Origin of the sequence: Streptomyces sp. VTCC 41912, assembly GCF_045799175.1 — a bacterium.
GTDB classification, from domain to species: domain Bacteria; phylum Actinomycetota; class Actinomycetes; order Streptomycetales; family Streptomycetaceae; genus Streptomyces; species Streptomyces albulus_C.
This window is the reverse complement of the sequence record NZ_JBJMAB010000054.1, coordinates 21,245-46,732: the sequence shown is the minus strand read 5'-3', so window position 1 is coordinate 46,732 and position 25,488 is coordinate 21,245. Positions and strand designations below refer to the sequence as shown.

At 69.9% G+C, this 25,488-nt stretch carries 23 protein-coding genes and 1 CRISPR repeat array; of the genes, 12 read left to right on the top strand and 11 right to left on the bottom strand.

Features of this window, described 5'->3' with window-relative positions:
• On the bottom strand, positions 1-263 hold a 263-nt coding region (locus ACJ6WD_RS38185; RefSeq protein ID WP_407617556.1), incomplete at its 3' end, for a winged helix-turn-helix domain-containing protein.
• Positions 187-429: a helix-turn-helix domain-containing protein gene (locus tag ACJ6WD_RS38180; protein WP_407617559.1), complete on the bottom strand. Its 243-nt coding sequence runs from the start codon at positions 427-429 to the stop codon at positions 187-189. The genes ACJ6WD_RS38180 and ACJ6WD_RS38185, both read right to left, overlap by 77 nt.
• 249 nt (positions 430-678) lie before the next feature.
• Here ACJ6WD_RS38180 and ACJ6WD_RS38175 point away from each other — a divergent pair, with 249 nt between their 5' ends.
• Positions 679-1,197 carry a hypothetical protein gene (locus ACJ6WD_RS38175; RefSeq protein WP_407617555.1) on the top strand — a complete coding sequence of 173 codons (519 nt, stop codon included), beginning with the start codon at positions 679-681 and terminating at the stop codon, positions 1,195-1,197.
• 585 nt (positions 1,198-1,782) lie between these two features.
• Here the strand turns inward: ACJ6WD_RS38175 and ACJ6WD_RS38170 are convergent.
• Both ACJ6WD_RS38170 and ACJ6WD_RS38165 read right to left on the bottom strand, forming a co-directional pair.
• Positions 1,783-2,526: a hypothetical protein gene (locus ACJ6WD_RS38170; protein ID WP_407617554.1), complete on the bottom strand. Its 744-nt coding sequence runs from the start codon at positions 2,524-2,526 to the stop codon at positions 1,783-1,785.
• A 499-nt stretch (positions 2,527-3,025) separates the two neighbouring features.
• A complete protein-coding gene (locus ACJ6WD_RS38165) occupies positions 3,026-4,237 on the bottom strand; it encodes a DUF6183 family protein (RefSeq protein ID WP_407617553.1) in 1,212 nt (403 codons plus the stop codon).
• 514 nt (positions 4,238-4,751) lie between these two features.
• On the opposite strand from ACJ6WD_RS38165, the gene cas3 reads away from it, so the two are divergent.
• The 9 genes from cas3 (at position 4,752) to ACJ6WD_RS38120 (ending at position 15,777) form a co-directional block, all read left to right on the top strand.
• Positions 4,752-7,613: a CRISPR-associated helicase Cas3' gene (cas3, locus tag ACJ6WD_RS38160; protein WP_407617558.1), complete on the top strand. Its 2,862-nt coding sequence runs from the start codon at positions 4,752-4,754 to the stop codon at positions 7,611-7,613.
• Entirely contained in the window at positions 7,586-9,277 is a 1,692-nt protein-coding gene (casA, locus tag ACJ6WD_RS38155) for a type I-E CRISPR-associated protein Cse1/CasA (RefSeq protein ID WP_407617552.1), read from the top strand. Before cas3 ends, casA begins: the two co-directional genes overlap by 28 nt.
• Positions 9,274-9,996, top strand: a complete 723-nt coding sequence (gene casB, locus ACJ6WD_RS38150) for a type I-E CRISPR-associated protein Cse2/CasB (protein ID WP_376557554.1) — start codon at positions 9,274-9,276, stop codon at positions 9,994-9,996. The genes casA and casB overlap by 4 nt, the downstream gene beginning before the upstream one ends.
• Entirely contained in the window at positions 9,993-11,213 is a 1,221-nt protein-coding gene (gene cas7e, locus ACJ6WD_RS38145; protein WP_407617551.1) for a type I-E CRISPR-associated protein Cas7/Cse4/CasC, read from the top strand. Before casB ends, cas7e begins: the two co-directional genes overlap by 4 nt.
• Positions 11,210-11,938: a type I-E CRISPR-associated protein Cas5/CasD gene (gene cas5e / locus ACJ6WD_RS38140; RefSeq protein ID WP_376557558.1), complete on the top strand. Its 729-nt coding sequence runs from the start codon at positions 11,210-11,212 to the stop codon at positions 11,936-11,938. The genes cas7e and cas5e (ACJ6WD_RS38140) overlap by 4 nt, the downstream gene beginning before the upstream one ends.
• Before the next feature lie 2 nt (positions 11,939-11,940).
• Positions 11,941-12,645 (top strand): type I-E CRISPR-associated protein Cas6/Cse3/CasE, encoded by a 705-nt coding sequence (cas6e, locus tag ACJ6WD_RS38135; RefSeq protein WP_376557560.1) that lies wholly within the window; start codon positions 11,941-11,943, stop codon positions 12,643-12,645.
• A gap of 3 nt (positions 12,646-12,648) precedes the next feature.
• A complete protein-coding gene (cas1e, locus tag ACJ6WD_RS38130; protein ID WP_376557562.1) occupies positions 12,649-13,659 on the top strand; it encodes a type I-E CRISPR-associated endonuclease Cas1e in 1,011 nt (336 codons plus the stop codon).
• Positions 13,656-14,006 carry a type I-E CRISPR-associated endoribonuclease Cas2e gene (gene cas2e, locus ACJ6WD_RS38125; RefSeq protein ID WP_376557564.1) on the top strand — a complete coding sequence of 117 codons (351 nt, stop codon included), beginning with the start codon at positions 13,656-13,658 and terminating at the stop codon, positions 14,004-14,006. Before cas1e ends, cas2e begins: the two co-directional genes overlap by 4 nt.
• A 266-nt stretch (positions 14,007-14,272) precedes the next feature.
• Positions 14,273-15,400: direct repeats of the CRISPR family, unit length 29 nt; unit sequence CCGCTCCCCGCGCCCGCGGGGATGAGCCC.
• Between the two features lie 245 nt (positions 15,401-15,645).
• Entirely contained in the window at positions 15,646-15,777 is a 132-nt protein-coding gene (locus tag ACJ6WD_RS38120) for a hypothetical protein (protein ID WP_407617550.1), read from the top strand.
• A 33-nt stretch (positions 15,778-15,810) separates the two neighbouring features.
• Here ACJ6WD_RS38120 and ACJ6WD_RS38115 read toward each other — a convergent pair whose 3' ends face one another.
• From ACJ6WD_RS38115 to ACJ6WD_RS38105, 3 genes are all read right to left on the bottom strand, one after another.
• A complete protein-coding gene (locus tag ACJ6WD_RS38115) occupies positions 15,811-16,299 on the bottom strand; it encodes a hypothetical protein (RefSeq protein WP_407617549.1) in 489 nt (162 codons plus the stop codon).
• Between the two features lie 71 nt (positions 16,300-16,370).
• Positions 16,371-16,712, bottom strand: coding sequence for a hypothetical protein (locus ACJ6WD_RS38110; RefSeq protein ID WP_407617548.1), 342 nt, complete (start codon positions 16,710-16,712; stop codon positions 16,371-16,373).
• A gap of 305 nt (positions 16,713-17,017) precedes the next feature.
• On the bottom strand, positions 17,018-18,130 hold the full coding sequence (locus ACJ6WD_RS38105; RefSeq protein ID WP_407617547.1) for a tetratricopeptide repeat protein: 1,113 nt from the start codon (positions 18,128-18,130) through the stop codon (positions 17,018-17,020).
• A 307-nt stretch (positions 18,131-18,437) separates the two neighbouring features.
• Here ACJ6WD_RS38105 and ACJ6WD_RS38100 point away from each other — a divergent pair, with 307 nt between their 5' ends.
• Positions 18,438-18,563 (top strand): lasso RiPP family leader peptide-containing protein, encoded by a 126-nt coding sequence (locus ACJ6WD_RS38100; protein ID WP_407617546.1) that lies wholly within the window; start codon positions 18,438-18,440, stop codon positions 18,561-18,563.
• 162 nt (positions 18,564-18,725) lie between these two features.
• On the top strand, positions 18,726-19,865 hold the full coding sequence (locus ACJ6WD_RS38095; RefSeq protein WP_407617545.1) for an asparagine synthase-related protein: 1,140 nt from the start codon (positions 18,726-18,728) through the stop codon (positions 19,863-19,865).
• A 51-nt stretch (positions 19,866-19,916) separates the two neighbouring features.
• On the opposite strand, the gene ACJ6WD_RS38090 is transcribed toward ACJ6WD_RS38095, so the two are convergent.
• The 4 genes from ACJ6WD_RS38090 to cas5e (ACJ6WD_RS38075) form a co-directional block, all read right to left on the bottom strand.
• Complete coding sequence (locus ACJ6WD_RS38090) at positions 19,917-20,198, bottom strand: hypothetical protein (RefSeq protein ID WP_407617544.1); 282 nt, start codon at positions 20,196-20,198, stop codon at positions 19,917-19,919.
• 3,109 nt (positions 20,199-23,307) lie between these two features.
• Positions 23,308-23,550 carry a hypothetical protein gene (locus tag ACJ6WD_RS38085; RefSeq protein WP_376557570.1) on the bottom strand — a complete coding sequence of 81 codons (243 nt, stop codon included), beginning with the start codon at positions 23,548-23,550 and terminating at the stop codon, positions 23,308-23,310.
• A gap of 439 nt (positions 23,551-23,989) precedes the next feature.
• Positions 23,990-24,688 carry a type I-E CRISPR-associated protein Cas6/Cse3/CasE gene (gene cas6e, locus ACJ6WD_RS38080; RefSeq protein WP_376557572.1) on the bottom strand — a complete coding sequence of 233 codons (699 nt, stop codon included), beginning with the start codon at positions 24,686-24,688 and terminating at the stop codon, positions 23,990-23,992.
• Positions 24,685-25,443: a type I-E CRISPR-associated protein Cas5/CasD gene (gene cas5e, locus ACJ6WD_RS38075; RefSeq protein ID WP_407617557.1), complete on the bottom strand. Its 759-nt coding sequence runs from the start codon at positions 25,441-25,443 to the stop codon at positions 24,685-24,687. Before cas5e (ACJ6WD_RS38075) ends, cas6e (ACJ6WD_RS38080) begins: the two co-directional genes overlap by 4 nt.
• Between the last annotated feature and the right edge of the window lie 45 nt (positions 25,444-25,488).

Genomic DNA, 25,488 nt, shown 5'->3' with positions numbered 1-25,488 from the left:
ACCGCCTTCTCGTCGCGTTCGTAGGCCCGGCGCGTGGGGATCTGCCGCGACCAGCGGTGTCGCTTCAGCAGCCGCCACACCCCGGACGGGCTGGTGTACTCGGCACCAGTCGCCTCCTTGATCACCCGGCGGATCCGGGCCAGGTCCACACCCCTCCGGTGAAGCCGTGTGCGGCAGGTCCCTGCTTCAACGCCTCTGCGACCTGTGTGAATTCGTCCTCGGAGACCAGCGGGCGCCTGCCCGACGGCCCTGAGGAACGTCATGCCTGCGTCCCGCCGTTCTTCCACTCTTCTGCCAGGCATGCACTGCCTGCCGGGAAGCCCCCAACCGCCGGGCTACCTCTGCCTGGGCGATGCCCTCTTCGAACCACTCGGCAGCCTGCAACCGCAGCTTCTCCCGCTGCAGACGCCCCTCACACGTCAGCCCCATCTCCTCCATATCCGTGGGATAGCACCACCAGACGGGCCGTCAACCCCAATATCAAGCCTCAGTAGGGTCACGTGGACGGGTCGGCGGCGGAGGCGTTTTACGGAATCCGACGAACGGCCGTGCCCGAGCCTTGTGGAGTCCACGGCCCCCCCCGACCGCGCCTGCGCCCCAGCGAGGGGCGAAGTACCGCTGGGCATGAGGGGAGGGGCCGAAAGGCATTCGGACCAGCGTTCGCGGATCATCAGAATGATGACCGTGCAGCGCATCGAGTTCCTGAACTACCCCGTGAGCGAACGGCTGCCGGACCCCGTGTGGGGCATCCGGATCGATAACACCGACCTGCGCGTCCATGCTGCCGACGCCACCCGCGATCTTTGGCGCCAAGAGCACCCAGATACGAGCCCAAGTGATCGGGAACGCTTCCTGCTCAACCAGTACGACGGCCTGCTGCACCGGGAGATCGGCGACCCCGGACGCCACTTCCTCGGTGCCCCCGCTCCAGAGTTCGCCGCCGGCTCCTCCGCTGGCGCCACGCCGGTCCTGGGCTGCCCCTGCGGCGTCTGGGAGTGCTGGCCACTGCTGACGGTGATCACCGTCAGCCCGGAGACCGTCACCTGGTCCTCGTTCCGCCAGCCCTTCCGCAAGGAATGGGGGGAGCTTCCCATGGGCCCGTACACCTTCACTCGCTCCGCCTACGAGGCCGCGCTCGCCGAGCCGACCCGCCTCACCAAGGACCCACTGGCGGTGCACCAAGAGTCGACGCCGTGATCGACCAGCGGCCAGGGAGTGGAAGCGCCCTCTCTCGGCCATACGGCCCCACGACGGCAGGGCCGTTCGAACCGTCGGAACGGATTGCGGGGGAGTCGGGCCATGGTGGACCCTGCGATTCGGCCTAGCGGCGCTGGATCTCCCTTTGCTTGGGTGGTTGTCTCCACGGTTGCGCGGCGTTTTCCCGTGGCCTGGACATAAGGGTGAGCCCGTCGAAGTCGGTGAGAGTCCACCGATTTCGCCCGCACGGCTCTACGCGGCCGAGCGCGGTCAACAGACCAAGCAGTGGGACGTATCCATCGACACAGGCCATAGGGTCAGCCCTCACAGATGGGTCTTCCGACATTCGCAGCTGACTGGGAAGCGTCCATGCGTGCCACGACGACCATGCCGGCCGTCAGCAGGATCATGAGGCAGGCGATGATGAAGAGGATCGTTGAAACCGTGCTCCGCCAGCCGCAGTTGGGATTCTGCCCTGCATGCGGTGCGGACCGGATCATCAGCAGATGGACAGCTACCGCCTATCAAGCTCACTGGGCCCGCACTCGGGTGAGTGCGGGCCCAGTGGTGCATGGGGTGCGAGTGTTACAACTGCTGGTCCCCTTGCCAGGTGATGCGCGTGATCGCCGCCAGACCACCGTTGGCGAGACCTCTGTAGGTCACCGTCCGAGCAGGCCCGACCTCGTGGGCGACGCGTCGTGCCAGCTCCGCGCCGTCGTGGAACAGCCGCTCCCACTCGGCGTCGTACTTGCCGTCCTCCCGGTCCCGCAAGTCCAGGTTCAGTGTGGCGTCGATGGTCTTCGCCCACGCGTACAGAGCGGCGACAAGATCGTCGGACAGGGTCAGCCCCGCGGAGGGATCGTCGGGAAGGAAGTCCCCGAATTCCTCCGAGCGCAGCGGACCGTAGCCGTACTCGCCCTCCACCGTGAGGTGGACCGGAGGCGGGGGAGTGTCGTGGCTGTCGCGAGCCCAGTGCAAGCGGTCACATTCCCAGCATGTCCACTTCGTCGTTCTGTGGTGCTCGTCCCAGTAGCGCACCGCCCACGACGGCCCGAGGTGTTTTGCCAGCCGCTGGGTGAGCGCCAGGCCCTGGCTGGCATGCTTGCACAGGTCCGGGCGGGAGGCGCGGTCCTCCGGTGGGCGGGACAGCGACCAGGAGCGCAGCGCGTCGGCGAGATCCGCGGGAAGGAGCAGCCGGTCATCGTTCAGCGGAATGTTGCGGATGGTGACGCCGAAGTCCTCGCGGGGTCCGGGCTCCGGCGTCTCGTACAGCGCGGACTGCTCACCGCGGGCCTGAACGAGCACGTAGCGCAGTTCTTCGAAGGTCATGCGGGGTTTGCTCCGATCACGAATCCGTTGCTGCTCACGTCAATGGCCACTCGCTGGCTCTTGCCGTTGAAGACGACCTCGTAGACCAATCTGGTGCGTCCTTGGGTGTCGATCAGCGTGCCCTCGGTCAGGGCCTGCTTCAGGAGGCTGGACCATCGTCCTCACGCTCGCGGGCCAGACGGACCGATGCGCGCGGAGCAGACACTGAGTGATCGCTCCCTGCACCCGCGGGCCGGACCCGGCGCGCGAACGCGGCCGCTTCTGCCATGCCGATCGCTTCCTGCGCCCGCAGGCCGGACGCGGCGGCTCCCGACCTCACCGTCGAAGGATGTGCCTTTGCGCAGGCCAGATGCTTGTAGCCGTACGGCCGGTTCGAGCTGGACATGAGCAACCGGCTCGGCCTCGCCCCGGCCGTGGCCGTTCCCGGCCAACAGAAGGACAAACCTCGGCCGGCAGCCGCCGAGTGAGGTTGACTGCCGGCTCAACTACAGACGGGATGTCAGTCGGTGTCAGTCGCGGCCAACACTGCCAAGCGGCGACGACCTGGTGCAAGAGCGGCCAGACCGATATCCCATGCCACCTGCTCGAACCACTTCGTGTCGGCATCGAAACCGTGCCAGGCGCAACCCCGCACACGTGCTTCGACTTCGTCGGCGGTGGCGCCGTCGGGGCTTCCAGCCAGCGCGGCCAGCGACTGCCAGGCAGCCAGACGGCCGTAGGCGCCATGGGAACCGGAGTTGTATGCCCCACCTGTCGACGCCGCAGCGAAGAGCACTTGCCATGCCTGGGCGGGCGGATGGGCAGCGATCGACAGAGCGGTCCCGTTCCCTACCCCGCGCAGACACTCGAGCCCCAGTTTCAGGAGCGCGTTCGGGACCGACTGGGCCTCTAGGGGTTCGGCTAGATCGAACATCCGAGCCTCTATGCGCCCGTTGGACTCTTCGGCCCAGTTCGCCACGGCCTTGCCCATCGCTGCAGCAGTGGCCCGTGTTGTCGTCTCCTCCGCCGATGGGACATCCCCGTCGGCGATCACCGCCAGTTCGCGGCTCTCCGAGGGGCCGTACGGCATCGAGTGACTGCTGCCACGGATGCTGTAGCTCGGCAGGTCCGCGCTTCGCTCCATCTCGGCCAGTGCCAGCGGCAGCCAGCCCAGTGGGTGATGACCCCAATGCGGCGACGTCGCCCAACCTGCGATGCCTGGCGTCTCCTCGACGACCACATCTCTGAGAACCAGTTCATGGACCAGGCAGGCCCGAAGTTCCTCCGAAGCCCTGCCGGTGAACGCCATCGCCAGGTCCTTGGCCTCGTGACTGGAGGCCAGCAACGAGGCCGTGTAACGATCCAGCTTCCGGGTGGCAACCTCAGCCGAGGAGACCATCCGCAGCGCCTGGGCGACATTCTCCGGGCCGACGGTGGTGGCCAACAGCCGAAGCAGATGCTCGAAGACACTTCGGTACTGCCACATCTGCTCCCCTGAGCCGTACGTCCCGGCCAGAGCGATGCCAAGGTCCGCGGCGAAGGCAGCATCCCCACACGCGACCCGGTCATCAGCCAACGCCCACACGCCGGTGACGTCCTTCAGGCCCGGCAGTCCCGTCACGATCTTCTGTATCTGATCAGCCACGGCCCTGAGCCTACGCATCCGCTCCTGGCCCTCCTCCAGCACCGTCCAGACCTCGATCAGGTCCTCGGGCTCCCACTCCTGCCGCACCCCGCGCTCCCTTCGGTCGCATGGCCACCGCAGGGCCTGTAGAGGCCCTGCCGGGCGGCGGCAGTGGCGTCATCGACGGAACACGCCCGCCTGTGTAACGAAGACGGCCAGGTCCGCCCATGTCTGGTCGCTCATGGCGGATCACCCCCACGCACGTGGGGAGGGCTCGGACGGCTTCCTGGGTATCGGCCTGAGGCGGGACCAGGCGGGAATCTCCTCGGTCGCTTCGTGCCAGGGTTGATCGCTTGTCCTTGCCGTCGCCATCTCGTCGGGGTGTCGCTCCGCCCATCGTGAAACCGCCTTGGCGGTATGGCGTTTTTTGATCACGAATGATGAGCGTTGATCGAACTTGTCGTCTGGGGTGTAGCGACCTTCAGGTCCCTGTTGAATAACCGCCGTGCATAACGAAGGGAACCCGCCCGTAAACCTCGGCGACCGTTTGGTCGGCGCGGTTCGTACCGTGTGGGCCAAGCATGACCGGGTGACGGAGAAGTGGCTGCCGTTGTGGCGGCACATGGCGGACAGTGCTGCCGTCGCCGGGCTGCTGTGGGATCACTGGCTGCCGCGCAACGTGAAGGAGTTGATCGCGGAGCCGCTTCCCGAGAGGGAAGCCGATGGGCGGCGGTTGTGCGTGTGGCTGGCGGGGACGCATGACATCGGGAAGGCGACGCCCGCGTTCGCGTGCCAGGTGGATGATCTGGCTGACGTGATGAGCGCCGCCGGCCTCGGCATGCGTACGCGTAGGCAATTCGGCGACGATCGCCGGATGGCACCGCATGGGTTGGCCGGGCAGGTGCTGCTGCAGGAGTGGCTCGAAGAATGGCGGGGGTGGACCCGCAGGGCTTCCGCGCAGTTCGCGGTGATAGCAGGGGGACACCACGGCGTACCACCGGACCACATGCAGATCCACAACCTCGACGCCCATCCCGAACTGTTGCGGACGCCGGGGCCGGCAAAGGCGATCTGGCAGCGGGTGCAGAACGAACTGCTGGATGCCTCTGCCGACGTCTTCGAGGTGGACGACCGGCTTGCCCACTGGCGAGGGGTGAAACTCCCCCAGCCGGTGCAGGTGTTGCTGAGCGCGATTGTCATCGTGTGCGACTGGATCGCCAGCAATCCGGATCTCTTCCCGTACTTTCCCGAGGAGCGCCCCCGGAGCGAAAGCGAGCGGGTGGCCGCGGCGTGGCGAGGGCTTCGATTACCCGCACCATGGTCGCCGGCCGAGCCATGCGAGCAGGCGGCGGACCTGTTCGCCGCGCGCTTCGCCCTGCCGCCCGGTGCTGTGGTACGGCCGGTGCAGGAGCAGGCGCTCTCCATGGCCCGGGGCATGGAGCAGCCCGGGATGCTGATCATCGAGGCGCCCATGGGGGAGGGGAAGACCGAGGCGGCCCTCGCGGCGGCGGAGGTGTTCGCGGCTCGTTCAGGTGCGGGCGGGTGCTACCTGGCTCTGCCGACGATGGCGACCAGCAACGCCATGTTCCCGCGGCTTGTGGACTGGCTCGACCGCCTCCCGGCCTTCGCGTCGGCGACGGCAGGGGACTCTCCGGAAGAGCGTTCGGTGCTGCTGGCACACGCGAAGGCAGCGCTCCAGGAGGACTACGCCGCCCTGATGCGCGAAAGCCACCGCACTGTCGCTGCTGTGGACGCGTACGCCGAGGACGAACGTCCCGAGGGTGGTGAGAAGTCCGCGTCCGCCGACCTCGTTGCGCACCAGTGGCTACGGGGACGGAAGAAGGGCCTGCTCGCCTCGTTCGCGGTCGGGACGATCGACCAGTTGCTGATGACCGGTCTCAAGAGCAGGCACCTGGCCCTTCGGCACCTGGCGATGGTGGGCAAGGTAGTGGTCATCGACGAAGTCCATGCCTATGACGCCTACATGAACACCTATCTTGACCGGGTGCTGTCGTGGCTGGGGGCATATCGCGTTCCCGTTGTGGTGCTGTCGGCGACGCTTCCGGCTGGTCGGCGGCGGGAGTTGGCGGAGGCGTACGCCGGGGGGAGTGCCGAGGTGCTCGGCGACGCCACTGGCTACCCGCTTCTGACCGCTGTCGCCCCCGGAGCGGAGCCGGCCACAGCATCGCCCGCCGCCTCCGGGCGCCGGAACGACGTGGTGCTGGAGCGCCTGGCGGATGACGAGAGCGCACTGGCGGATCGTCTGGCAGCGGAACTGGCCGATGGCGGGTGCGCTCTGGTCGTCCGCAACACGGTCGACCGGGTGACGGACACGGCTGCCGCACTCAGAGAGAGGTTCGGTCCCGAGCACGTCACTGTCGCGCACGCGCGCTTCATCGATGCAGACCGGGCCCGCAAGGACGCCTCGCTGCTGGCCCGGTTCGGACCACCGGACCACAACGGCACCTCACCGCTCCGTCCACAAAAGGCACACATCGTCGTCGCGAGCCAAGTGGCAGAACAGTCACTCGACGTGGACTTCGACCTGCTGGTGACCGACCTGTGCCCTGTTGACCTGCTGCTTCAGCGAATAGGAAGGCTGCACCGCCACCCTCGCGGTGAGCTGCAGAGCCAACGGCCTCCGCGCCTGCGGCAGCCGCGCTGCCTGGTGACCGGCGTCGACTGGCGGACGGAACCGGCGCCCACGCCCGTCAAAGGCTCACGCACGGTCTACGGTGCGTATCCACTGCTTCGGTCGCTAGCCGTACTCGCCCCACACCTTGGAATGCCCGGGCAGCGCGGACGGCCGGTGCGGCTGCCGGAGGACATCAGCCCTCTCGTCCAGCGGGCATACGGCACCGACGAACCCTGCCCGCCGCACTGGCAGGAGACCACCGATCCTGCCCGGGCCCAGCACCGCGAAGCCCGTGCCAAGCAACAGCAAAAGGCGGAGGTCTTCCGCTTGGACGAGGTACGAAAGGCGGGGCGGCCCCTCATCGGCTGGATCGGCGCGGGCGTCGGTGATGCGGATGACAGCAGGGCCGGCCGAGCGCAGGTCCGCGACAGCCGGGAGAGCCTGGAGGTCCTGGTCGTCATGCGCCGGGGCGACGGCGCCCTGTGCACCCTGCCCTGGTTGGACAAGGGCCGCGGCGGACTCGAACTGCCCACCGACGCCGTACCGTCCGCGCGCGCCGCGCGCGCCGCCGCTGCGAGCGGCTTGCGGCTGCCCTATCACTTCTCCTTCCCTGACCAGGAGGCCCAGGCCCTCACCGAACTGGAAGAGCTATACGTCCCCGCCTGGCAGGAGAAGGAGAGCCACTGGCTCGCTGGAGAGCTGATCCTCGCGCTCGACGAGGACTGCCAGGCCCGGCTGGCGGGATGGAACGTGGCCTACGACCCCGAGGAGGGCCTGTTGGTGGCCCGCGAGGAACTGAGCAAGGAAGGGAAGCGACGTCGATGCCCGCAGCGCTGTCCTTCAACCTGACCCATCGGCCCTGGTTGCCCGTTCAGCTTGCCGATGGCACCGAGCGCGAGCTGTCCTTGTCGGAGGTGTTCGACCAGGCGCGCACCATCCGTAGGCTCGTCGGAGATCTGCCGACTCAGGACTTCGCCCTCATCCGACTGCTGCTGGCGATCCTCCACGACGCCCTCGGCGGGCCCGGGAAAAGCGCGGCGCCCGCCGACAGCGACGAGTGGGAGGAACTGTGGCTGTCCCAGACGCCGTACGCCGATCGTGTCGCCGACTACCTGCACCAGCAGCGCGACCGCTTCGACCTGCTGCACCCCGAGCGTCCGTTCTTCCAAGTCGCCGGATTGCGGACAGCCAAGGACGAGGTTTTCTCCCTCAACCGCATCGTCGCCGATGTCCCCAACGGGGAACCGTTCTTCAGCATGCGCATGCCGGGGGTCGACCGGCTCGGCTGGGCCGAGGCAGCCCGATGGCTGGTGCACGCCCAGGCGTTCGACCCCTCGGGCATCAAGTCCGGTGCGGTGGGCGACCCCCGGGTGAAGGCAGGCAAGGGCTACCCCCAGGGCGTCGCGTGGGCGGGCAACCTCGGCGGCGTCCTCGCCGAGGGAGACGACCTCCACGAGACGCTGCTGCTCAACTTGATGGCCGCGGACTCCACAGGGCTGCACACGGACCAAGCCGACCGTCCGGCATGGCGGGCCGACCCGTGCGGACCGGACGAGGCCCACGACCTCGCGCACCGTCCCTACGGGCTACGAGACCTCTACACCTGGCAGTCACGCCGTATCCGGCTGCACCACGACGTCGACGGAGTCCACGGCGTCGTGCTGGCGTACGGGGACCGCCTCGAACCACACAACAAACTGTCGTATGAGCCGATGACAGGTTGGCGTCGCAGCCCGGCACAGGAGAAGAAACGGCAGAAAGCACTCGTCTACCTGCCGCAAGAACACGATCCCTCACGGATGGCCTGGCGAGGGGTGGAGGGCCTTCTCACCGGCCGGGAGACAGCGACAGAGCAGAGCCGAGACGGCGCCCAGCGCCTGCGGCCGGGGATCGTGGAGTGGATCGCCCGGCTGGCCACCGAGGGGTTCTTTCCGCGCGGCCACCTGATCCGCACCCGCGTCATCGGCGCGCGATACGGCACCCAGCAGTCGGTGGTCGATGAAGTGGTCGACGACGGCGTCCTGATGCCTGTGGTGCTGCTCCATCATGAGGACCGGCGTTACGGGCAGAAGGCCGTGGATGCCTTGAACGACGCGGAGAAGGCCGTTGGCATGCTCGCTGACCTCGCCACCGATCTCGCTCTGGCATCCGGGGCCAACCCCGAACCGCACAAGGACGCCGCCCGCGACCAGGGATTCGGCACCCTCGACACCCATTACCGCCGGTGGCTGCGGGACCTGGGCGCCGCCACCGACCCGGAAGAACACCGCGACTGCTGGAAGCGGGAGGTACACCGGATCGTCGGCGCCCTGGGGACCGGCCTGCTCGACGACGCCGGCCTGTCCGCTTGGGAAGGACGCATCGTGGAGACACCGGGCGGATCCCGATGGTTGAACGACGCCGCAGCAGAGCTCCGCTTCCGCAGACGCCTCGACGGACTCCTGGCCACCGATGACGACGGCCCGCCGGACCCGCCGGCCACCCAACCTGCACCCGTGGAGTCGCCGGAATGACCACCAACCATCCCGCCCCTGTTACCTCCGGCAGGCGACAGGCAGCCCTCGGCCCGGTCGGCGCCGCCGTCCATCAGCGCATCATGGGGCTGCAGCGCGGCTACCTGGACGACCGCAGCGATGCCGTCGGCACACTGGCCCGGCTGCGACGCGGCATCGGCCGACCCGCCGGCGAGACCGCCGACCTATGGGGCCTCATCGGCACCGAACCTCTATACGAACAGTACGAGCGCCGCGAGCTGACCGAAGACGCCATGCGGCAGGCCGAAGAGGCAGCACACGCTGCCGTCACCTTGTGGTCACTCCATCAGCAGTCCCATCACGCCGCTCCCATGCACCGCAGGCCCGGCCCCGAACTCGGCACCGCCGTGCGCCGCCTGGCCCCCGGGCCCGAGATCGACGAACCGACACGCAAGCGCTTCGTCCGAGTGGGCACGGCCGCCACACCCGTGGTGCTCGCCGGGCGACTGCGCGACCTCGTTCTCCTGCTACGCCGCGAAGCCATTCCGCTCGACTACGCCTTGCTGGCCGACCAACTCCACACGTGGCAGCGCCCCGGCGGCCCCCAAGCAGTGCGCCGCTCCTGGGGCCGCTCCTACCTCGCCGTCCCCCGACCCGCCTCCGACAACGGCGAAGCGACAGCCGGACCGAACGCGGCGGGCAGCAGCGACGCCCCACAGGACCCCGACACGACCACCCCGGAGGACGACACCCCGTGAACCGCACCATCATCGACGTGCATGTGCTGCAGACCGTGCCGCCCAGCAACCTCAACCGCGACGACACCGGCACTCCGAAGACCGCGGTCTACGGCGGCGTCCGCCGTGCCCGCGTCTCCAGCCAGGCATGGAAAAGGGCGACCCGGCGAGCGTTCCAGGACCTTCTCGATCCGGACGAACTAGGCGTGCGAACCCGCCGGGTGGCCGAGCTGGTGGCCGAGAGGATCACCGCCGTGGAACCGTCGCTGAATGGCGCCGCGGCGATGGCGCTGGCCGCCGAGACGCTCTACGCCGCGACAGGTTCGAAGATCGAGGTGCCGCGCCGGAAGGCCGAGAGCGCGAAGAAGAAGGGTGAGCCGGAGCCGCCCCCGGAGTCTTCGTACCTGATGTTCCTCAGCGCCCGCCAGATCGACGGCCTGGCTCGCCTCGCAGTCCAGGGAGCCGACGACATCAAGGCCTACCTGAAGGTCAAGGAGAACAAGAACCAGGCCCGCGAGATCGCCGACACCCGGCACTCGGTGGACATCGCACTGTTCGGACGCATGGTCGCCGACTCCGCCGACATCAACGTCGACGCCGCAGCCCAGGTCGCGCACGCCATCAGCGTCCACCAAGTCGAAAACGAATCCGACTACTTCACCGCAGTCGACGACCAGAACGAGAAAGCGGAGGAGGCCGGAGCCGGCATGATCGGCACCGTCGACTTCAACTCGGCGACGCTCTACCGCTACGCCGCTCTCGACGTCGACCGGTTGCGCGACAACCTCGGTGTCGGCCGGCGCCCGGACCAGCCGCTGGACGAACCGGTACGCCGGGCGGTGCGGGCCTTCCTGCACGGCTTCGTGGCCTCCATGCCCACCGGCAAGATCAACACCTTCGGAAACCACACACTTCCCGAAGCCGTCCTCGTCAGCCTCCGCTCGACCAGGCCCATCAGCTTCGTCTCCGCCTTCGAAGAGCCCGTTCTTGCCCCTCAGGGCTCCGGCGGTCACCTGCGTGGCGCATGCACCCAGTTGCTCGCGCACGTCTCCGACATCGAGAAGGCCTACGAGGTCACCGGCGACAAGAGCTGGGTACTCAGGGCAGGCGCGGCAACCGAGCCGCTGGCGGCACTCGGCACCGCAGTCACCATCAGCAGCCTCCTCGACGAAGTGAGCAACGCGGTATCCGAACGCCTGGCGGCACAAGCACCCCAGGGCCAGGACCCTTCCGCATGAGCGAACACACCAGCGTCCTGACGCTGCGCCTCGCGGGCCCACTGCAGTCCTGGGGCGCATCGTCACGCTTCGCACGACGCACGACGGAACGCGCACCGACCAAGAGCGGAGTGCTCGGCCTGCTCGCCGCGGCTCAAGGCCGTGCTCGCGGCGCCGACCTCTCCGACCTCGCCGCGCTCACGTTCGCCGTCAGACTCGACCAGCCCGGCACCCGGCTACGCGACTACCAGACCGCGCACCACGGCGACACCGACAAGTCCATGCCGGTCTCCGAACGCTTCTACCTCTCCGACGCCGTCTTCGTCGCAGCCGTCGAAGGCGATGAATCCCTGATCGACGCCCTGTACACGGCGGTGCGAACCCCGACGTTCCTGCCGTTCCTCGGGCGCCGCTCCTGCCCGCCGTCCCGCCCGATCGACCTCGGCGTCCATCCCGGCGACCTGTGGCGGGCGTTGCGGACCGAGCCCTGGCAGGCCGCCGCCTGGTTCCAGCGCCGCCGTGCCCACGAACGACACATCGAACTCGAAGTGATCGCCGACCTCGCCGACGGCGACGGCCCCGGCGACGCACTACGGGACCAGCCACTCAGCTTCGACCCACGTCACCGCAGGTACAAACTGCGCGAAGTCCACTCAAGCGCCGTCACCGTCGCCAATCCACTGGGCACGGCCCGCCGGACCTCCCCACCGCCGAAACACGACCCGATGGCGCTACTGGAAGACTGACCATGTTCCTGACCCGATTCCGCCTCAACACCGCCCGCATGGGCGCCCGTCGGCTGATCACCTCGCCGCAGAGCATGCACGCGGCAGTCATGGCGTCCTTCGCGCAGAAACCCGACCACCACGGTGCCGGCCCCCGGGTGCTGTGGCGCCTGGACCAACAGTCCCGCAGCGAAGTGCTGCTCTACATCGTCAGCCCCGACCGGCCTGACCTCACCCACCTCGTGGAACAGGCCGGCTGGCCGACAACGGGCAGCTGGCAGACCAAGCCCTACGGTCCCTTCCTCGCCCGCCTCGCCGCAGACGACACCTGGGCCTTCCGGCTCACCGCCAACCCCGTCCACAGCATCCGGCGGAACGACACCGAGCCCACCAAGCGCACCGCACACGCCACCCCACGCCACCAACTGGACTGGCTGCTCAAGCGGCAGGGTGAGGCCGGCTTCGAGGTCGTGGAAAAGCCAGAGCGCCGGCCGGACGGCCTTGAGGGCGCCTGGCACGAGGTCGTCGTCCACAACCGCAGCGACCTCGCCTTCCGCAAGAGGAACGAGTCGGACGCCCGCGCGCACAAGGTGACACTGACCCGCGTCACCTTCGACGGGCGCCTGCGCGTCCTCGATCCCGATGCGTTCCGCCGCACCCTCACCTTCGGCCTCGGCAAGGCCAAGGCGTACGGCTGCGGGCTCATGACCCTGGCCCCCGCGGAGTAGCCGATGACCACGATCAGCAGGCGCCCCGCCTCCAGCCCACGGCAACTCACCCGCGTCGGTGACCGTCTGTCCTTCGTCTACCTCGAACGCTGCGTGGTGCACCGCGACGCCAACGCCATCACCGCCGAGGACGCGGAGGGAGTACGTCACATCCCGTCGGCGACGATCGGCACACTGCTCCTCGGACCAGGCACCCGGATCACCCACCAGGCCATGGCCGTTCTCGGCGAGAGCGGCGCCGTGGTGGTGTGGGTGGGCGAGAACGGCGTACGTTTCTACGCCGGTGGCCGGGCGCTGAGCCGCTCCTCCGCTCTCGTGGAAGCCCAGGCCATGGCCTGGGCGAACCAGCGGACCCGGCTCGACGTCGCCAGGGCCATGTACCGGCTCCGCTTCCCCGACGAGGATCCCGCCGGATGCACCCGCCGCCAACTCCTCGGCCGCGAGGGCGATCGGGTCAAGCGGTGTTACGCGGAGCAGGCAGCCCGCACCGGTGTCACCTGGCGCGGCCGCCGGTTCACCCCCGGCGACTTCAACTCCGGGGACGCCCCGAACCAGGCCATCACCGCTGCCGCGCAGTGCATGTACGGCATCGCCCAAACCGTGATTGCGGCGTTGGGCTGCAGCCCAGGCCTCGGCTTCGTCCACTCGGGCCACGAACTGTCCTTCGTCCTGGACGTAGCCGACCTCTACAAGACGGACATCGGCATTCCCGTCGCCTTCGACGTCGCCGCAGAGGGCACGGAAGACATCGGTTCCCGAACTCGACGCGCGCTGCGTGACCGCATCAACAGTGCCGGGTTGCTGGACCGGTGCGTGCGTGACATCCAGGGACTGCTCGTGCCCCCAGGAGTCGCTCTCCCGGACGAAGGTGACCACGTCACGCTTCTGTCCGACCGGGGTACCGAAGTGGCCGCCGGCCGCAACTATGGCGATCACGGAGACAGCCAGGACGCCACCCTGGCTCAGGAGGTCGGCACACAGGATGCCCTGGCGCGGGACGGCGTCATCTGGTGACGGTCATCGTCCTCACGCACTGCCCTGTCGGTCTGCGTGGCTTCCTCACCCGCTGGCTCCTGGAAATCTCTCCGGGTGTTTTCCTGGGCAATCCGTCCGCCCGCATTCGCGAAGCCCTGTGGGACGAGGTTCGCCAGTACGCCGGCAACGGCCGCGCCTTGCTCGCCTACTCCACCAACTCCGAACAGGGATACGCCTTCCGTACCCACGACCACAAATGGCATCCCGTCGACCATGAGGGCCTCACCCTCATCTTCCGCCCTTCCAGCCAGCCATCTCGCCCATCACCTTCCTCAGGCTGGAGCAAGGCGTCCAAACGCCGACGTTTCGGAAACCGGGCGCCGTAGCTTTGCCGTCAACGGGTCGGCCATCCGAGCATGTCTGCACGGGGTGCCCGTACCGACTGCTCGGCACTGTAGAACGGGGAGCCGGGCCTCGTCAGGGGTGTCTTTGGGGCCTTGACGGTTTCACCCGAGGGGTCTGGGCGTGAGGGCATAGCCTGTGGCGTGGAGGTATGTCTGACCGAACGGGTTCCTGTTTGTCCCGTATGCCCTTTTCTCTCATCCTTGCTGAAACAAGCGTCGTCCCTTGATAAAAGTACAGCTCACGAAGACCGCTCCCCGCGCCCGCGGGGATGAGCCCGTCGGAGCGGGCCGGGAGCTTGGTGTCGTTGGCCGCTCCCCGCGCCCGCGGGGATGAGCCCGGCACCGGCCCCTCCCGCATGGAAGCCGACCTCCGCTCCCCGCGCCCGCGGGGATGAGCCCTGGCCAGACGAAACGGCCCCGGCGCCGATGATCCGCTCCCCGCGCCCGCGGGGATGAGCCCGCCTTCGGGTCGGAGAACCACACCAGCACATCCCGCTCCCCGCGCCCGCGGGGATGAGCCCTCGCGGTGGAACCTGCGGAGGCACGCACGGTGCCGCTCCCCGCGCCCGCGGGGATGAGCCCGCGGCCTGGCTCGGTGCCGTCGGCGGCGCCCGCCGCTCCCCGCGCCCGCGGGGATGAGCCCTGCAATGAGTTGCTAGTTTCGCATCGTGACTGCCGCTCCCCGCGCCCGCGGGGATGAGCCCGCCGCCATCACCGACGCCCTCAAGACCGCCAAGCCGCTCCCCGCGCCCGCGGGGATGAGCCCGTGGCATGCGTCGAGTCCACGGGACCAGCATGCCGCTCCCCGCGCCCGCGGGGATGAGCCCGCCACGCCCTCGGCGGCGGCGGTGATCGCCATCCGCTCCCCGCGCCCGCGGGGATGAGCCCAGCACCGGCATGATCCCGTGCGCGGCCGATCGCCGCTCCCCGCGCCCGCGGGGATGAGCCCCAGTCGTAGAAGACCCGCGGGGAGATGCCAGCCCGCTCCCCGCGCCCGCGGGGATGAGCCCTCCTCGCCACCTGGAACCGGATGGAGGAGTTCCCGCTCCCCGCGCCCGCGGGGATGAGCCCAACTCCTCGTTGCCCCCGGCACCGCCGCTCCGCCGCTCCCCGCGCCCGCGGGGATGAGCCCGGGCCCGGCTCCTCCTAGAGGTCGACGGCACGCCGCTCCCCGCGCCCGCGGGGATGAGCCCACATCGATCATCCTGAGCCTCCCAGATCTCTTCCGCTCCCCGCGCCCGCGGGGATGAGCCCGAGGGCCAGGAGGTCGCCCTCGTCGAGCGGGTCCGCTCCCCGCGCCCGCGGGGATAAGCCCAACGGCACAGCAGCGGCCGCGAGCTTGGCGAACCGCTCCCCGCGCCTGCGGGGATGGGCCCACACCTGCTGCTTCGTGCTTCGGGATGCCCTCCTGCTCCCCGCGCATTGGCCGGGATGTGGGTGGAGCCCCTCGGCCCAGATCAGAGGTTGTCGTCATCTGGCTGCTGTCTGCCGGCAGGTGGCACAGGCGTGCGCTGAGTTCGGGCCGTAGCGGTGGATTGGAGTTGAGCAGCCAGCACAAGGCCCGATGCGCCAGATGCGGCAGCTGTTGTGGGCAGCAGCAGCGTGTCGCTGCTGATCGGTGATGTCGAGGGCGCGGACGTTCGTCTCCGGCACCGTCTCGTTGGCCGACGCGATCAGCTTCGGCGCGCTCCAGCGCAGCTTCGTGCCGCGGGTCGGCGCGTCGGGGGACGACGTCCAACGATCGTCACGCTGAGCTACACGACACTTCGCCGCAGCTATACGAGCATCACTCAGGTGCGCCCGCGTCGAGGATGCCTTGGACGGCTTCCCGGATGTCGAGGACCACCACGCCGTCGATCTTCTCGATGCCGCCGGTGCCGAAGCGCACCCACAACGGATAGGCGCCGGCGTCGCGGGCGAAGGCCAGCTTCTGTGCAGACGCGGCGTTGGGGCGGGAATCGATCTTCACCACGAGGTCGGGCACGCCAGGCAGCCAGATCACCACGTCCAGCCGACCGAACCGGCCCTTGCCGTCCGGGACCACCGGCAGGCGCAGTTCGCGGTAGACGCGGGCGTACTTCGCGATCGGACCGATCACGTTCTCGTTGCGGAAGGAGGTCACCGCCTGGGTCAGGCTTCGGGTGATCTCGGCGTTGGTGGGCGGGCGATGGCCGTTCGCTCGGTTCTGCGCGACGGCCGCGGCGGCGCCCTGCGACCAGCCGGCAAGGATGTCCTCGAGCATGATGGCCATGCCCTGGAGGTCCTCCTCCGGCACCGGATGCAGGCCGCGTCCGGTCCGTACGTGGGGCCAGCCCTCCGCCCAGTGCACCTGGCCGAGAAGCCGCATCACCCGTCGGCGGCCGCGGCCCGTCCGGCGTCCTCCTTCGACGGCAGCAGCCGCGCGCCCATGGCGGTCACCCGGGCCAGCATCTCCTCGCGTGCGCCCTCCTTGCCCATGACCTCCTCGGCGGCGATGGCGCCCTGGAGGTGCTTGGACGCCCACCACCGCCACTCCGTCGCCAGCGCCGCCGGGGTGCCGTCCGGCAGCGGGACGTCATCGAGGAGTTTGCCCGCCCTGCCGGCGGCGGCCTTCGCCGCGGTCGACAACTCCGCCTTGAGCCGCGGCTCGTTCTCCCGCCACCACTGGTTCTGGCAGTCCCAGGAGTGACCATCGCGGTGTGCCTGCACACGGGGTAGGTGTAGCTGACGCGGTATCCGACGCACTCGCGGCAGGCGGCGACGTCGCCGTTCTTCCACTTGGGCAGTGGAGTGCGGTTGGCGATGCGCTCCTGCAACCACGTTGCGGCGACCTGCGGATACGCCTCGGCCAGCGATACACCTAACGAACGCGCCACAGCGTCCCCTCCTCAGCTTCGGCCAAGCCCTCCCCAACCCGGCACCTCACCCCGGTCAACGATCAAGCGGGCCGGCAGAGGCGTACTGCCCAGGCTCTCCTCCTCGTCGCCGGGGCGCTGGCCGCGGTCGCGGGCGCCTCACGCACGGGCGGCGATCCGCTCGCCCAGTTGCTGGGCGGCTGGGCTGTCGGGGATACCTGGAAGGCGGGCGGCGATGTTGGTCAGGCCGTCGTTGATGCGGACGGACTGCACGCCGTCCGCGCAGGTGAGGAAGTCGTTCCAGGTGGCCAGGGCCGTCTCGGTGTCGCCTCGCTTGAGCTGGACCTGGCCGAGGTCGGCGAGCACGATCGCCCGGGTCCGCTTCCGGTCGAGACCGTGGATCTCCATGGCCAGGTGCAACAACTCTTCCGCGGCGGCGTAGTCGCCCAGCTTGGCGTGGATCATCCCGGACTCATGGGCCCATCGGCCGTGGCTGTAGTGGCTCGCCCACGACTGGCCGGGCCTTGCCGGGGCGTGCTCGATCGCGGCCTGCGAGGAGGTCAGCATCCGCGCGGCGGTCGTGCGGTCGCCGTCCGCGGCCGTCGCGCGGGCGAGGGTGTTGCGGTAGTACGCCAGTGCCTTGGGGTTGCTCAGCTTCCGGCCGCGTTGCTCGCACGCTTCGGCGAGCCGTACGGCCGTGGCCACGTGACCGAGGTCGATGGCCTGGTCCGCCATGCCCCGCAGGGCGGTCGCGGCCAGCTCGTTCTCGCCGGCCTCGGCGGCGAGGCGGAAGCTGTGCACGTTGTACTGCTGGCTCAGCCCCTGGTTGCCCTCGTCGCGGGCCATCCAGCCGATCAGGTGCCCCAGCTCGCTGGTGGCGGCGAACAGCTCGCGACCGGTCTTCTCGGTGTAGCGGCCGTCCAGCCAGCGTTTGACGTCGACGGTCAGGTAGCGCACCGCCAGGTGCCGGGCGTGGCCGCCGCCGAGCTCGGACGCGGCGTCTCCCAGGGTCGTGGTCATCGTGCGGACCGCGGCCACCTCGCCCATGCCCACGGCCACGGGCCCGTGCCGGTTGGCGCGGCGGGTGACGGCCTCCGCGTCGGGGAGGTCAAGGGCGGCCAGGCCAACGGCAGCGGATGCCGCGAAGAACTGCCGTCGGTCCACGTCTGCGCCTCCCACGAGCATGACTGAGGTCACGGTATCGGCGAACTGGGCCTCATTGTCCCCGGACAGATCGAGGTGCAGTACCTGTTCGATGAATGAAAGCCACACCTCCGGCACCCGCCGTCCGGTCTCCCACCGGTACACCTGTTGACGGTCGAGAAACCCTGGTTTGCCCCAGCGCGCCACGGAGAGCTCGTCAGCGAGCCTCTGCTGGCTGCACCTGGGGCGCTTCGCTTCGCGTGCCGCGCGGATGCGCTCCCCGATAGTCATGTCCGGCCGATCGTCCGTTGTGCTGGTTCACAACTGGCCTACAGCTGGCAGACATTGTGGCAGCTGTCCACCGTGTGCGTCTGCGCGTTGACTGAACGTCATAGCCCGGCAGGCGAGCCGGGCAACGAGCGAAGGGACGGATCTCATGAACGAGAACACCACCCCGGTCTACCAGGCGCCCGTCGTGCTGGATGCCGGCGCCGTCGTCGAGGTGACGCTGGGCACCAACAACTTCGACACTGCTGACGACACCCAGTACAAGAACGCGTAAATCCGCGGACTGCCGGGGCCGGGCAGGGAATTCAGCGCCACGGCCAGCCCCGGCTCAGGAGGCGCCGGGCCACCTTCGTTCTCGTGCTGGGGCACGGAGCGGGCGGCCCGGCGCCTTCGCCTTTGTCGCACACGTACGCTCACGGACGAGGGAGAGGCACCTGTGAGGTGGAGCGCGGGATGGTACGGCGGCACCGGACACGACCGGCAGCCCGCCGGAGGCCGGGCGGTGCCCGGCCTGGAAGCGACATGGACGGCAGGGTGGCCGACGGCCCGGGTCCGGGCCGTCGGAGAGGGCGCCGCCGTCCTGGCGGTAGTCGGCGAGTGCGGCGCGGATGACCACCAGCTTCAGGACGCGCTGGCGGTGGTGCGGGCAGGCAAGTGGCGGGCGTTGACCCGCTGGCCCGGCTCGTACCTCGTCATTGCCCGCAGCGGCCAGACTCTGGCTGTGATCGGGGACCTGGCCGGGCAGCACCCGGTCCACTACCGCACCGACGTGGCCGGGACCTGGTGGTCGACGGCGGCGTCCGCGCTGGCGGCACTGGACGGAGCCCCGGTGGACGTGACCGCGCTCGCCGCGCATCTGGCCTTCGGTCAGCCTGACGCGTTGGCCAGCCGCAGTCTGTTCCGTACGGTGCGGCGGGTGCCGGGCGGGCACCTACTGCTGATCGGCCCGGACGGCGCCACGGTCGAGCGGTATGAGCCGGCCGCGTATGCGCCGGTCGAGCTGCGCCAGGCGGCGCCGGTGGTGCGGGCCGCGCTCGCCGAGGCGGTCGCCGCGAGGGGCGACGGCCGGCCGGTGAGCGCGGACCTGGCGGGGCTGGACTCCACCACGCTCGCGTGCCTGGCTGCCCAGCGCGGCCGGGTGGCCGCGGTGACGTTCGCCGACGAACGCCTGCGTGACGACGACCTCGCGTTCGCACAGCGCACCGCGGCCGCGGTGCCCCATCTCGCGCACCATACGGTCCCCGGCGACCCCGGCACCGTCTACTACGCGGGCCTCGACAATCTTGGTCACCTTCCGGTGACGGACGGCCCGAACGTTTACGCAGTCACGGCCTCCATCAAGCGGACCGTCCTCGACACGGTCGCGGAGAAGACCCCGGCACCGGGGGTGCACTTCACCGGGGCGGCCGGGGACGCCGTGCTGTCCGCCCCTTCCTCGTACCTCGCGGACCTGCTGCGCGAGCGGCAGCACCGCAGGGCCTGGCAGCACGCGAGCGTCCACGCCCGGCTGCGGCACACCTCCACGATCGCCCCAGCACTTCTCGTGCGACATGGTGATTGCGATCTTTCGGATTGAACACGGCCAGCAGCACCGACGTGTCCGCGACGGCGAAGGCGGGCGCCACGGTCACTGGCCCATCCCCTGCAGGTACTCGTGAACACGCTCGGACAGGTCGGCCGGCCCATCGAACAACGCAGGCCAATCCGGAACATCCGGATCATCCGCAAGCGAAGTGCCCGGGACCGCTACCTGCCCAGCAGCCCACTGAACCGCGACCGCCTCGGGCGTTCGCCCCGTAAGAGCCGCCAGCTCGCGGATGTAATCGGCTGTTTGTCCAGTGGCGGTGACATGAGCGGTGATGCTGCGGCCCTCTTCCGGCGGCAGATCCTGCGGCGGCTGGTCTGACATCGGCCTCCTCCCATGAGCAACGCCAGGGGCAGATCACCCCAAGTACAGAGGGAAGATATCCCGCCCCCACGTCCACACGGCCCCACGACCGCAAGACTGCTCGACGGTCCCGACAGATTGCAGGGAAGTCGGGCTGCGGTGCACCCTGTGTTCCGCCTACCGGCGCCGAGTCGTCCCCGCACACGTGGTTCGTCGGCAGGGATGCGCGGCGTCAGTTCGCCTCCGGCCCGAATCCCGTCCCGCAACATCATGACCACGGTCTCCGAGAAGAGGCTGGCGGCACCCCAGCTGGCGCGCTACCCCGGCCGTCGCTGTCAGGACAACGCCCAGCCGGGCTCGTCGAGACCAGCACGGTGACGTGCGGGCCTGGAGCCTCCCGCACACCAGTTGCCGCGCCTTGGGGTGATCAGGCAGTCGCACGTTGAACGGCAGCTGGGTCTCGCATGGGGTGTCTTTGGGGCCTTGGCGGTTTCACCCGAGGGCCTGGGTGTGAGGGCATAGCCTGTGGCGTGGAGGTGTCTCTGACCGAACGGGTTCCTGTTTGTCCCGTGTGTCCTTTTCTCTCGTCCTTGCTGAAACAAGCGTCGTCCCTTGATAAAAGTACAGCTCACGGAGTCCGCTCCCCGCACCCGCGGGGATGAGCCCGGCGGCGGCCCGGTGCCGGCCCCCTGCGCATCCCGCTCCCCGCACCCGCGGGGATGAGCCCACCGCACGGCCGACTCGCAAGGGCCCGGACGCCCGCTCCCCGCACCCGCGGGGATGAGCCCTCGGCGGCCTGGATTGCCTTTCCGCCCTCGACCCGCTCCCCGCACCCGCGGGGATGAGCCCGAAAGCAGCCGCGACACGAGGAGATCGCCGACCCGCTCCCCGCACCCGCGGGGATGAGCCCGCCACCAGCAGCCGGCCCGCGCCGGCTGTTCCCCGCTCCCCGCACCCGCGGGGATGAGCCCAGCGACCCTCGACGTTCCGGAGATGCCCATACCCGCTCCCCGCACCCGCGGGGATGAGCCCGGGGCGCACACCGGCGCCGCCGCATCGAGGCCCCGCTCCCCGCACCCGCGGGGATGAGCCCTGGACGCGGGGGATTCCGAGTTCGGCGATATCCCGCTCCCCGCACCCGCGGGGATGAGCCCGCGACCAGGCGCGGGCCTGCGGAGGGGGCGGCCCGCTCCCCGCACCCGCGGGGATGAGCCCTACGTGCCGGTGCCCGGCCCCCCGGGGGAGCGCCGCTCCCCGCACCCGCGGGGATGAGCCCTCCAGATCGGCACCGGCCGCGCCGTCGTACAGCCGCTCCCCGCACCCGCGGGGATGAGCCCCGGGCGGCCGGGGTGGGCCGTTCCATCGGACGCCGCTCCCCGCACCCGCGGGGATGAGCCCAGGACCGTGGCGGCGGTCATGGCGTGCGCGCCCCGCTCCCCGCACCCGCGGGGATGAGCCCGCACGGCGGAACCGACGGTGGTACGCACGGTGCCGCTCCCCGCACCCGCGGGGATGAGCCCGCCCCAGCGCCACCGCGGCCCCTGGACCATCGCCGCTCCCCGCGCCCGCGGGGATGCGGCCACCTGCGGACAGAAGGGCTCCCCACTCACCGCTCCCTGCGCCTGCGGGGATGAGCCCTCGGCGAACGCCCCGTGGCGCGCCTAGTCAGTCCGCTCTCCGCGCCTGCGGGGATGAGCCCGAACGGCACGCCACGAATCGCCCTTTTCGCCACCGCTCCCCGCGCCTGCGGGGATGAGCCCTCCCGCTCCCCGCAAGGGAACTGAGGGAGGCCGTGGCGATCCGTCGTCCAGCGACCGGGTGTGCACCCGCTCCCCGCGCCCGCGGGGATGAGCCCGCGGCGATCTCTTCGAGCAGTTCGGCGATCCGCCGCTCCCCGCGCCTGCGGGGATGAGCCCGACTCGTAGCCGTCCGTGTCGATGCCGGAGATCCGCTCCCCGCGCCTGCGGGGATGAGCCCGCCTTCGCCCGCGCGCTGCTTCCCGGCTCGGCCCGCTCCACGCGCCCGCGGGGATGAGCCTGCCTTGCCGGCCTGTTCCCCGGCTCGTGTCATCCGCTCCCCGCACCCGCGGGGATGAGCCCGCCCCAGCGCCACCGCGGCCCCTGGACCATCGCCGCTCCCCGCGTCTGCGGGGATGAGTCCGCAACGGCGTCTGCTCCGCCGCCGCTCATGGCTGCCGCCCGCGGGCACGTTCGGCGGCAGCCGGCTCGGGAACCGGCACCGAGCCGGCCGCCAGGAACCACAGCGAGCGGACGACCACCCGGCCCACCGACTTATCGGGGCCGCGGTGACCCGGGTCCGCTCCCGCCGGGTCTTCGTCGCCCAAGCCGGCGACTTCGGCGAGCCGTCCGATCGAGGAGGCAGTCGCCCTCCAGCGCCCGCTGGCGCAGGCCAACCGCGCCGCCCACGAGCCCGACCTAACAACCTGTCAGCGCGTCTTGCGGAGGTGTGGCGGTCGGAGGAGACCGTGGCGATCCGTCATCCGGCGACCGGGTGTGCACCCGCTCCCAGCGCCCGCGGGGATGAGCCCGAGGGCCAGGAGGTCGCCCTCGTCGAGCGGGTCCGCTCCCCGCGCCTGCGCGGATGAGCCCAACTTGCTCGCCACGAGCACGACTTCGAGGACCCGCTCCCCGCACCCGCGGGGATGAGCCCAGCACCGCCAGCTTGGAACGCGACAGCGCCAACTGCTCCCCGCGCCCGCGGGGATGAGCCCGAGGGCGCCGCCAGCGCGGCCAGGGAACACCCCCACGTGCGTGGGGAGGACAACGCTTTGACCAGCGTACGGGACGCATTGGCGGGAACACCCCCACGTGCGTGGGGAGGACCACCGCATCGAGCTGCTGCGCGTCGCGACCGAGGGAACACCCCCACGTGCGTGGGGAGGACGCTTCAAGGTCGACCGCCATCGACTCGAAGAGGGGAACACCCCCACGTGCGTGGGGAGGACCTCGCGCGCCGCAACCTGTCCCGCAGCCGGCCGGGAACACCCCCACGTGCGTGGGGAGGACAAGCCCAGTCTTGCCACCCGCGCCGCCGGGTGGGGAACACCCCCACGTGCGTGGGGAGGACTCTTCCTGACCTGCGGTGTTGTGGCTGCGGTGCTGTTGTTTTGTCAATAAGCGCGTGGTGCGCTGTCGACGATACCGAGTGCGGGGAGCGGTTGGGTGCCGGTCGAGGGGAGGCCAGCCGGCCGGTGGTCGGCGGCGGCGCAGTTGGGCCAGACCAGGACCTGTTCGCGGGCCAGGTCCTCGAGGACCAGCTTCTGGTCGACGTCGATGCTCTCGAACTCCGGCTCGGGGGGGGAGGGGCGACGGTGGCCGGGCGGGGTGCGGCAGCGCGACCGGTGCCGGCGCAATGACTGCGACGTCGAGGTTGCCCTTGGGCCGCGCGGCTGCGGCTGCGGCGCGGGCTGCGACGACCGCCTGCCAGGGGCAGATCCGTTCCCGCTCCCTCTCGAACTCGCGTGCCCACGCCCTGGCTGTCCCATCCCGATGCGACTGCTGTTCGCTCGCTGCTCGCTGCTCCGCCTCAGGGCTCGGCATCGAAGCGTCGCCGGAGGCCGCCGCGACCGCGAGACGCTGCAAACGACGGTCGAGCTGCCTCTCCTCGCACCGCGGGCAGCCGCGGCCGGGCAGCCGTGCGGGGTGGCTGAGGCCGGGTGGAACATCCCCACGCACGTGGGGAGGACAGCACTGACCGGATCGCCCGCCGCCACGCGGCGGGAACACCCCCACGTGTGTGGGGAAGAGTTTCTGACCTGCACTTCTACATCGACTTTGTCACTTCTTTACATTCTATGTGGATGCGATGCTCAGGAAGCCGGCGCCGAATGACCGGCCTCGCCCGATGCCGTTGAGGATCGCAGCGCGCACTGCCTCAGGATCGGTGATCGTGGCATCGCCTTGGAAGACGGTGATCGCGTGGCGGTGGGTGACACCGCGTCCCTTGTGCTGGCGGGTGACGTCGACCGAAGGGCTCACCGTGGGGATGAGAGTGAGGACGTTCAGGCCGTTGCGGGCGGCGCGGGTATACCACCAGTCGTCTGCCTCTGCCCCGTTCAGCGCGCGCCGAGCGGGCGGTAGGTTGTCGAGTTTCAGTCGGAGCCGGGCGCGCTCACGGTCGGCCAGGCTGCCGTACTGGACGACCGTGTTGGCGGCGATCCGGTACTGGACCTGTAGTCCCTCGTGAAGCCGGCCGAGGAAGGCGGTCATGTCCTTGACGGCGGTGTGGGCGTAGTCGGGGTCGAGTCGGTCGATGAGCGGCTGCTGCCGGGTTTGTGCCAAGACCGTGATGCCGGTGTCCGTCTCGTCGACGCGGTACAGCAGGCCTCCGGTGGCACGGGCCTGTTCCCCCGCTTCGTCCGGTACCAGTCGCATCAGTGTGCGGTGCAGCTGATTGCCGTCTTTGAGGTCGCGTAGCACCGTGCGGTTGCGGGTGTTCAGCCGGAGCTGCGTCAGCCACGCGGTGCCGGTCGTGGTGGTGAGCGTGGTCATGCGGCAGTCTCCCGTCCGCGGGCAGTGATCACGGCGTCGATCCAGTCGGTGCCGAGGCCGGCGCAGAGTTCGGCGGGCATGGTGAGAGTGGTGACGTACTCGGTGCGGGCCTCCCACTGACGCTCGTACTCGCCGAACGAGACCGGGTTGTCCATGAGCTGGTGACGCGCAGGATGCCCGACGTCGGGTGGCTGGTCGTGGGCGACGTCGACCACTACGGTCTTGGTCCCGTAGGTACGGGGCCGGTGCAGAGGGAAGGTGGCCAGTGCGGCCGCGGCGTCCTCGAGGCCGGTGGCGACCAGCACTGCTCCGGCCGGAGGGCAGGCTCGCCGGCCCAGATACAGGGGCCAGCGCGGGGCCCGCAGCGCCGCCGTCACCGTGTCGAGCAGGCCGGGCTCGCCATCGATCGCCACGGTGAACGCGGCGTCCGACAGGTAGTGCCTCTTGGTGACGACCGTCGCGGTTTCTTCCTTTTTCCGTGTGCCGTTGGCGGACGGCACCGTCCGTTCTCGAGGCATGCCCCCGCCCACGGTGTGGAAGTCGACCAGCCGCACTCCGGGCCGGTCCGCGCGGATCGTGAAGCGCAGGCTCCGCAGATCGGACAGCTCTGCACCGCGGCGACGGCCCAGGGCCGCCGCGAGCAGACCAATCAACGCCGACCTCGTCGGCCGCGGGTGCGTGTCCCGCTCCGTGAAGGCGCTGTGCTCACCGAACGACTGCAAGGGCGCACACAAGTGGATCAAGATGCCGGGCACGAACAACTCCTCTCGAGATGTGCCCACCCACGTGGGGAAAAGGCT